The organism is Bradyrhizobium iriomotense (assembly GCF_018130765.1).
GTDB lineage: Bacteria > Pseudomonadota > Alphaproteobacteria > Rhizobiales > Xanthobacteraceae > Bradyrhizobium > Bradyrhizobium iriomotense_A.
Window position 1 is genome coordinate 156,260 of the sequence record NZ_JAFCJZ010000020.1, and the last position, 8,587, is coordinate 164,846.

General features: G+C 64.1%; 6 protein-coding genes. 5 read left to right on the forward strand and 1 reads right to left on the reverse strand.

Annotated elements, in window-relative coordinates; genetic code table 11:
* Nucleotides 1-47 precede the first annotated feature (47 nt).
* Complete coding sequence (gene carB, locus JQ635_RS29255; protein ID WP_211413235.1) at nucleotides 48-3,512, forward strand: carbamoyl-phosphate synthase large subunit; 3,465 nt, start codon at nucleotides 48-50, stop codon at nucleotides 3,510-3,512.
* A gap of 209 nt (nucleotides 3,513-3,721) precedes the next feature.
* The gene (gene greA, locus JQ635_RS29260) at nucleotides 3,722-4,195 is read left to right on the forward strand and encodes a transcription elongation factor GreA (protein ID WP_018643807.1); all 474 of its coding nucleotides are present in this window, start codon (nucleotides 3,722-3,724) and stop codon (nucleotides 4,193-4,195) included.
* Between the two features lie 291 nt (nucleotides 4,196-4,486).
* Here greA and JQ635_RS29265 read toward each other — a convergent pair whose 3' ends face one another.
* Nucleotides 4,487-4,966 (reverse strand): Lrp/AsnC family transcriptional regulator, encoded by a 480-nt coding sequence (locus JQ635_RS29265; protein WP_026312113.1) that lies wholly within the window; start codon nucleotides 4,964-4,966, stop codon nucleotides 4,487-4,489.
* Between the two features lie 267 nt (nucleotides 4,967-5,233).
* Here JQ635_RS29265 and trxB point away from each other — a divergent pair, with 267 nt between their 5' ends.
* The 3 genes from trxB to JQ635_RS29280 all read left to right on the forward strand — a co-directional run bounded on the left by trxB (nucleotide 5,234) and on the right by JQ635_RS29280 (nucleotide 8,483).
* Nucleotides 5,234-6,199 (forward strand): thioredoxin-disulfide reductase, encoded by a 966-nt coding sequence (gene trxB / locus JQ635_RS29270; RefSeq protein ID WP_211413236.1) that lies wholly within the window; start codon nucleotides 5,234-5,236, stop codon nucleotides 6,197-6,199.
* 5 nt (nucleotides 6,200-6,204) lie between these two features.
* Nucleotides 6,205-7,128 carry a LysR family transcriptional regulator gene (locus JQ635_RS29275; protein ID WP_027575284.1) on the forward strand — a complete coding sequence of 308 codons (924 nt, stop codon included), beginning with the start codon at nucleotides 6,205-6,207 and terminating at the stop codon, nucleotides 7,126-7,128.
* 446 nt (nucleotides 7,129-7,574) lie between these two features.
* Nucleotides 7,575-8,483 carry a 4-hydroxy-tetrahydrodipicolinate synthase family protein gene (locus tag JQ635_RS29280; protein ID WP_211413237.1) on the forward strand — a complete coding sequence of 303 codons (909 nt, stop codon included), beginning with the start codon at nucleotides 7,575-7,577 and terminating at the stop codon, nucleotides 8,481-8,483.
* Nucleotides 8,484-8,587: the final 104 nt, after the last annotated feature.

An 8,587-nucleotide genomic window follows, 5' to 3' on the forward strand; every position in this document is an offset into this window, starting at 1 on the left:
GCAAGCGCGCCCTTTTTTTGTGCCCAAATTCCAGCCCGCGAGCGGTGATGCCTAAACGAACCGACATCTCGACCATCCTGATCATCGGCGCCGGCCCCATCGTGATCGGCCAAGCCTGCGAGTTCGACTATTCGGGCACGCAAGCAGTGAAGACGCTGAAGGAGGAGGGCTATCGCATCGTCCTCGTCAATTCCAATCCGGCCACGATCATGACCGACCCGGAATTGGCCGATGCGACCTATATCGAGCCGATCACGCCGGAGATCGTCGCCAAGATCATCGAGAAGGAACGTCACGTCATTCCCGGCGGCTTCGCGCTGCTGCCGACCATGGGCGGACAGACCGCGCTGAACTGCGCGCTGTCGCTGCGCCGGCAGGGCACGCTCGAGAAATTCAACGTCGAGATGATCGGCGCGACGGCGGATGCCATCGACAAGGCCGAGGATCGCCAGCTCTTCCGCGAGGCCATGACCAAGATCGGGCTCGAGACGCCGAAGTCGCGGCTCGCCAATGCGTCCGAGTTGAAGAAGTCCTTCCGCGACAAATACCACGCCGAGCGTGAGAAGCTGTCGGGCGCCGCGCTCGAAGAGCTTGATCGGCAATGGACCCTCGGCGAAAGCGACCGCCGCAAGCGCTATCAGGAATACGCCTTCGGCCAGGCCATGATGGCGCTGTCCGAGATCGGCCTGCCCGCGATCATCCGTCCCTCCTTCACCATGGGCGGCACCGGCGGCGGCATCGCCTACAACAAGGAAGAGTTCCTCGACATCATCGAGCGCGGTCTCGATGCATCTCCGACCAACGAAGTGCTGATCGAAGAATCGGTGCTCGGCTGGAAAGAGTTCGAGATGGAGGTGGTGCGCGACAAGAAGGACAATTGCATCATCGTCTGCTCGATCGAGAATTTCGATCCGATGGGCGTGCACACCGGCGACTCCATCACGGTCGCGCCGGCGCTGACGCTGACGGACAAGGAATACCAGATCATGCGCGACGCCTCGCTGGCGGTGCTGCGCGAGATCGGCGTCGAGACCGGCGGCTCCAACGTGCAATTCGGCGTCAATCCGGAAGACGGCCGCATGGTCGTGATCGAGATGAATCCGCGCGTGTCGCGTTCGTCCGCGCTGGCCTCGAAGGCGACGGGCTTCCCGATCGCCAAGGTCGCGGCAAAACTCGCGATCGGCTACACGCTCGACGAGATCGCCAACGACATTACCGGCGGCGCGACGCCGGCCTCGTTCGAGCCGACGATCGATTACGTGGTGACCAAGATCCCGCGTTTCGCCTTCGAGAAATTCCCCGGCGCCTCCTCGACGCTGACGACCTCGATGAAGTCGGTCGGCGAAGTCATGGCGATCGGCCGCACCTTCCAGGAGAGCCTTCAGAAGGCGCTGCGCGGGCTCGAGACCGGCCTCACCGGCCTCGACGAGATCGAGATCGAAGGTCTCGGCCGCGACGACGACAAGAACGCGATCCGCGCCGCACTCGGCACGCCGACGCCGAACCGCATCCTTCAGGTCGCGCAGGCGATGCGGCTCGGCTGGTCGAACGAGGACATCTTCAACTCCTGCAAGATCGATCCGTGGTTTCTCGGCGAGATGCGCGGCATCGTCGACATGGAAGAGAAGATCAAGAAGAGCGGCCTTCCCGCCAACGCGTTCGGCATGCGCACCTTGAAAGCCATGGGTTTTTCGGATGCGCGGCTCGCGGTGCTCGCGCACACCACGGATGCCGAGGTGACCGCCAAGCGCCACGCGCTCGGCGTCCGTCCGGTCTACAAGCGCATCGACACCTGCGCGGCCGAGTTCGCCTCGCCCACCGCCTACATGTATTCGACCTATGAAGCGCCGTTCGCGGGCGTACCGGCGGACGAAAGCACGCCCTCGGACAAGCAGAAGGTCATCATCCTCGGCGGCGGCCCGAACCGCATCGGCCAGGGCATCGAGTTCGACTATTGCTGCTGTCACGCCTGCTTCGCGCTGCATGATGCCGGCTACGAATCCATCATGGTCAACTGCAACCCGGAGACGGTGTCGACCGACTACGACACCGCGGACCGGCTCTATTTCGAGCCGCTCACCGCCGAAGACGTGCTGGAGATCATCGCGAAGGAACGCTCGAACGGCACGCTGCACGGCGTGATCGTGCAGTTCGGCGGCCAGACCCCGCTGAAGCTCGCGCGTGCGCTGGAAGCCGCCGAAGTGCCGATCCTCGGCACCTCGCCCGATGCGATCGACCTCGCGGAGGACCGCGACCGCTTCAAGCGCGTGCTCGACAAGCTTCGCCTCAAGCAACCGAAGAACGGCATCGCCTATTCGGTCGAGCAGGCGCGGCTCGTCTCCGCCGATCTCGGCCTGCCGCTGGTGGTGCGTCCGTCCTACGTGCTCGGCGGCCGCGCGATGCAGATCATCCGCGAGGAGAACCAGCTCAACGACTATCTGCTCGGCACGCTGCCGGAACTGGTGCCCGCCGACGTCAAGGCGCGCTACCCGAACGACAAGACCGGGCAGATCAACACCGTGCTCGGCAAGAACCCGCTGCTGTTCGACCGCTACCTGTCGGATGCGACCGAGATCGACGTCGACTGCCTCTGCGACGGCAAGGACACCTTCATCGTCGGCATCATGGAGCACATCGAGGAAGCCGGCATCCATTCCGGCGATAGCGCTTGCTCGCTGCCGCCGCACTCGCTCGACACCAAGATGATCGCGGAGCTGGAGCGGCAGACGCGCGAGCTCGCACTCGGCCTCGACGTCGTCGGCCTGATGAACGTGCAATATGCGATCAAGGACGGCGAGATCTACGTGCTGGAAGTCAATCCGCGCGCCTCGCGCACGGTGCCGTTCGTCGCCAAGGTGATCGGCACGCCGGTCGCCAAGATCGCGGCGCGCATCATGGCCGGCGAAAAGCTCGCCGACTTCAAATTGAAGAAGGCCGATCTCAAGCATGTCGGCGTCAAGGAATCGGTGTTTCCGTTCGCCCGTTTCCCGGGCGTCGACACGGTGCTCGGCCCCGAGATGCGTTCGACCGGCGAGGTCATGGGCATCGACCGCTCCTTCGCGGTGGCATTCGCCAAGAGCCAGCTCGGCGGCGGCACGCGGGTGCCCCGCAAGGGCACGGTGTTCGTCTCGGTGCGCGAGAGCGACAAGGTCCGTATCGCCGACGCCGTGCGCCAGCTGCATTCGCTTGGCTTCAAGGTGCTGGCGACCTCGGGCACGGCGCGCTTCCTGACCGACCAGGGCATCCCGGCGGAGAAGGTGAACAAGGTGCTGGAGGGACGGCCGCACATCGTCGACGCCATCACCAATGGCGACGTCCAGCTCGTCCTCAACACCACCGAAGGCCCGCAGGCGCTCGCCGACAGCCGTTCGCTGCGGCGCGCGGCCCTCTTGCATAAAGTGCCGTATTACACCACTCTTTCCGGGGCCGTGGCGGCCGCGCAGGGCATCCGCGCCTATCTGGGCGGGGACCTTGAGGTTCGTACCCTGCAGAGCTACTTTTCGGAAACCTGATCGCGAGCGGCGGTGGACCCGCCGCTAAGTGATTGGCAATGAAGCTACAATGGCCGGAGGAACTGTCCGGCCATGTGGTTGTTCTGTTCCGGCGCCAGACCCACGTAACGTTCCGGTGGTGGCGTATTCAGCCCCGGACATATCGACGAATCAAGGTTGCCGCGCCCCTCTGTTTGGTGGGGCGCGCCGGCCGAAGGACGAGAGAAGAGATGGAAAAGGTTCCGATGACCCAGGCCGGCTTTGTCGCGCTTGGGGAAGAATTGAAGAAGCGCCAGTCGGAGGACCGCCCGCGGATCATCGAGCACATCGCCGAGGCGCGCTCGCACGGAGACCTGTCGGAAAACGCGGAATACCATGCCGCGAAGGAAGAGCAGTCCCACAATGAGGGCCGCATCGCCGAGCTCGAGGACAAGCTCGCGCGCGCCGACATCATCGACATCTCGAAACTGTCCGGCGACACCATCAAGTTCGGCGCCACCGTGACGCTGGTCGACGAGGACACCGAGAAGAAGACGGTGTGGCAGATCGTCGGCGAGGTCGAGGCCGACGCCAAGAAGGGCCGCATCTCCATCACCTCGCCGCTCGCGCGCGCACTGATCGGCAAGAAGAAGGGCTCGACCGTCGAGGTCAATGCACCCGGCGGCGCCAAGGCGTATGAGATCACCAAGGTGGAGTGGCGGTAAGCGTTTGCCGCTGTCGCACTGACCTCCGAAAGGGCCGCGCATTGCGCGGCCTTTTTGTTTCCGCGTGTTGCCTGCGCATAGCGAAGCACACTCTCACCGCCCGTCATTGCGAGCGCAGCGAAGCAATCCAGAATCTTTCCGCGAAGACAGTCTGGATTGCTTCGCTACGCTCGCAATGACGGTGTGGCAGCAGCGCGCCCAACTCTCGTGTCCCGGACGCGCAGCACCGCACCGGACGATGCTTCGCATCGCCGGGGCGCTGCGCTGCGTCCGGGGCACGAGAGCGGAAACTTATCGCCGTCCCTTCACCTCGAGCGGCACCGCCGCCTCGTACTTCGAATTGTGCAGCACCAGTGACGTCCGCACGTTGCGCACGTGCGGCGCCGCCGTCAGGTGCGTCACGAAATCCTGGAACGTAGCCATGTCAGGGGCGACGCATTTGAGGATGAAATCGACCTCGCCCGACAGCATCCAGCATTCCCGCACCAGGGGCTCGGCGCGGACGAACTCCTCGAAGGCGCGCAAGTCAGCCTCGGCCTGGCTGGACAGGTGCACGGCGGCGAACACCGTGACGTCGAAACCGAGCTTTCGTGCATCCAGCAGCCCGCGATAGCCGTGGATGTAGCCCTCCTCCTCCAGCGCCCGGACCCGGCGCAGGCAGGGCGGCGGCGAGATGCCGACGCGCTTGGCGAGCTCGACATTGGTGATTCGACCGTCGGCCTGAATCTCGGTGAGAATTTTCAGGTCGATCTCGTCTAGGCTCCGCGACACGTGATTGGAACTCCTGGCCTTTGCGGCGGTATTGGGTGGGTCTGTCGCAATCCTCATAGCCTAGTCCGCGCGGTTAGCGCAATTTTATTGCGCGTGCAGCGCAATCGACTTTTGTTCCCTGTTGGAAAAATCCGCCGAGAGGGAATGCAATTCTTGCATAGCTCACCAGAAGGCTTAGATTAGCTCTGATATTTCAGCGCCTCCGCGAGGCCTCCTGGCTTCTTCCGCGCCCGCGCTGCAGATCCCCCGTGAAAGGCGTCCATCGAAATGTCCGCTCCTGTTCATGCAAAGGTCGTCATTATTGGCTCCGGCCCCGCCGGTTACACCGCCGCCATCTACGCCGCGCGCGCGATGCTCGAGCCGATCCTGATCCAGGGCATCCAGCCGGGCGGCCAGCTCACCATCACCACCGACGTCGAGAACTATCCGGGCTTCGCCGACGTGATCCAGGGCCCTTGGCTGATGGAGCAGATGGAGAAGCAGGCGGTCCATGTCGGCACCAGAATCGTCACCGACCTGGTCGTCAAGCTGGAGACGGCGCACCGGCCGTTCCGCCTCACCTGCGACTCCGGCGACGTCTATCTCGCCGACTCCGTCATCCTCGCCACGGGCGCACAAGCACGCTGGCTCGGGCTGCCGTCCGAAGTGAAATTCCAGGGCGGCGGCGTGTCGGCCTGCGCCACCTGCGACGGCTTCTTCTACCGCAACAAGGAGGTCGTGGTGGTCGGCGGCGGCAATTCCGCGGTCGAGGAGGCTCTGTACCTCACCAACCATGCCTCGCAGGTCACCATCGTGCATCGCCGCGATCACTTCCGCGCCGAGCGCATCCTGCAGGAACGCCTGTTCAAGCACCCGAAGATCAGGGTGATCTGGGACTCCGCCATCGACGAGATCTGCGGCACCGAGAGCCCGAACAAGGTCACCCATGTCCGCCTGAAGAACGTCAGGACAGGCGCGCTGACGGACGTGAAGACTGACGGCGTCTTCATCGCCATCGGCCATGCCCCGGCAACCGAGCTGGTCAAGGGGCAGGTCAAGCTGAAACCGTCGGGCTATGTCGAGGTCGCCCCGAACTCGACCGCCACGTCGGTGCCCGGCCTGTTCGCCGCCGGTGACGTCGCCGACGAAACCTATCGCCAGGCCGTGACGGCCGCAGGCCTCGGCTGCATGGCAGCGCTCGAAGCCGAACGTTTCTTGGCCCTTCGCGCCAGCGAGCGCGCGGCAGCGGAATGAAGATCATGCCTCGAACACGCGACGGATTTACGGATATGGACTGGGACAAGCTGAAGGTGTTTCACGCGGCAGCGGAAGCGGGCAGCTTCACGCACGCGGGCGAGCAGCTCGGCCTGTCGCAATCGGCGGTCTCCCGCCAGGTCTCGGCGCTGGAGCAGGAGCTCTCGGTCTCGCTGTTCCACCGCCATGCCCGCGGCCTGATCCTCACCGAGCAGGGCGACCTGTTGTTCCGCACCGCGCATGACGTGTTCATGCAGCTGCAGGCGGCGCGCGCCAAGCTCACCGACAGCCGCGAGCGGCCGAGCGGTGATCTCAAGATCACCACCACGCCCGGCGTCGGCATCAACTGGCTGATCCCGCGGCTCGGCGAATTCACCGCGCTCTATCCGGAGATCCGGATCTCGCTGATCGTCACCGACGAGGAGCTCGATCTGTCGATGCGCGAGGCGGACGTCGCGATCCGCACCCGCAAGCCGACGCAGCCGGATCTGATCCAGCGCAAGCTGTTCGCGATGGGATTCCATGCCTATTGCTCGCCGGAATACATCAAGCGTTTCGGCACGCCGCGGACGCTGGAGGAACTCGACTCCCACCGCATTATCACGCTCGCCGACGGCAACTTCGCGCCGCATTTGCAGAACCGCAACTGGCTGGTCGAAGCCGGGCGCAACGGCTCGGGCCCGCGCGAAGCTTACTTCAAGGTCAACAACATCCTCGGTCTCGTGCGCGCCTGTCAGCAGGGCCTCGGCATCGCGGCGCTGCCCGACTATCTGGTCGAGGAGCAGAGCAAGCTCGTGCAACTGTTTGGCGAATCGGATTCGATCCAGCTCGACACCTATTTCGTCTATCCCGAGGAGTTGAAGACGGTCGCGCGCGTGCAAGTGTTCCGCGACTTCGTGGTGAGCAAGGCGCAACGCTGGCCGTCCTGATTTCCGCATGTCTGACATGCGGCCTCGGCTGTTGCTGCATGGCGCTCGTCAAGCCCATACTGTTTGCACGCTGAGCCTTCGCGTTGCGCATTTGTCCCCCTCCTCCAGTGGCGCGGGAGTTCAGTAATCCCTCTTGGAAGGTGATTGTGTCGGCCTCACGTGGCCAATACCTAAGCCGGGCCCTTCGGGTCCGGCTTTTTTTCTGCCGAAAACGGCTTTCGCCCTCCGCGTGTATTGACAGTCTTGGGCGTGCCCCGCATCATTTGCCAATGATCACGAAGTCGTGCGCACTCGTTTCGAAAAAAGGCCCCCATCCGGGGACCTCGGAATGTTGCGCGCGCTAGGCTGACTTCGTCATCGCGAGCCAATCCCGAAAACCCCGCCACCTGGACGGGGTTTTTTCATGTGCCCTCCGTCTCAGGTTTTTTCCGAGAAGGAGATGGAACATGACCGGACTACGCGAACATTTGCACGGGCTCTGGCTGCCGCTGGTGACGCCGTTCCGTGACGGCAAGCTCGACGAAACCTCGTTGCGGCGGCTGACGCGGCACTACAGCGGACAAGCTGTCGACGGCTTCATCCTGGGGGCGACCTCCGGGGAAGGCATGACGCTGCGCGAGGGCGAGCTCGAGCGCCTCGTCGCGATCGTCCGCGATGAGATCGCGGCCGGCCGCCGCACCTTGCCAATCTGCCTCGGCCTGTCGGGCGCGGACACGGCACGGCTGGAGGATCGCCTTGATGAAACCGCGGACTGGCCGATCGAGGGCTATCTGATCGCGAGCCCCTATTACGTGCGGCCGTCGCAGCGCGGTCTGCTGGCGCATTTCGAGGCGCTCGCCGACCACGCCGCCTGGCCGATCGCGCTCTACAACATTCCCTATCGCTGCGCGGTCAACATCACCAACCAGACCATGCTGCGGCTCGCCGAGCATCCCAATATCGTCGGCCTCAAGGATTGCGGCGCCAGCCGCGAGCAATCGATCGCGCTGCTGCGCGACCGGCCGAAGAATTTCCGCGTGCTGACCGGCGAGGACGCGAACTATTTTGAAGCACTCACCGACGGCGCCGATGGCGGCATCGTGCTGTCGGCCCATGTCGAGACCGCGACGTTCGCGGCGATCTACAGCGAGCTCAAGCGCGGCAACCATGACGCTGCGCAGGCGCGCTGGCACGAGGTGGCCGAGCTGACGCGGCTGCTCTTCACCGAGCCGAGCCCTGCGCCGGCAAAGTACTGGCTGTGGCGATCCGGCCTGATCGACAGCCCCGAAGTGCGCCTGCCGATGGTGGAAGTGAGCAGCGAGCTCGCCGCCACGATCGATCGCGAGATCGAGCGACGGATGAAAGTCGCGGCGTAGTTTTTCCTCTCCACACGCACGCTGCACTGAGCAACCGGCAACATAGGTAACAGTTCAGACCGACGACATGGGTAACACAATTCTCGTTTCGTTCAGGTCTGTTG

Coding starts and splice junctions, on each gene's coding strand:
- JQ635_RS29275 (WP_027575284.1), top strand. CDS start 6,205: ATGCCTCGAACACGCGACGGATTTACGGATATGGACTGGGACAAGCTG.
- carB (WP_211413235.1), top strand. CDS start 48: ATGCCTAAACGAACCGACATCTCGACCATCCTGATCATCGGCGCCGGC.
- greA (WP_018643807.1), top strand. CDS start 3,722: ATGGAAAAGGTTCCGATGACCCAGGCCGGCTTTGTCGCGCTTGGGGAA.
- trxB (WP_211413236.1), top strand. CDS start 5,234: ATGTCCGCTCCTGTTCATGCAAAGGTCGTCATTATTGGCTCCGGCCCC.
- JQ635_RS29280 (WP_211413237.1), top strand. CDS start 7,575: ATGACCGGACTACGCGAACATTTGCACGGGCTCTGGCTGCCGCTGGTG.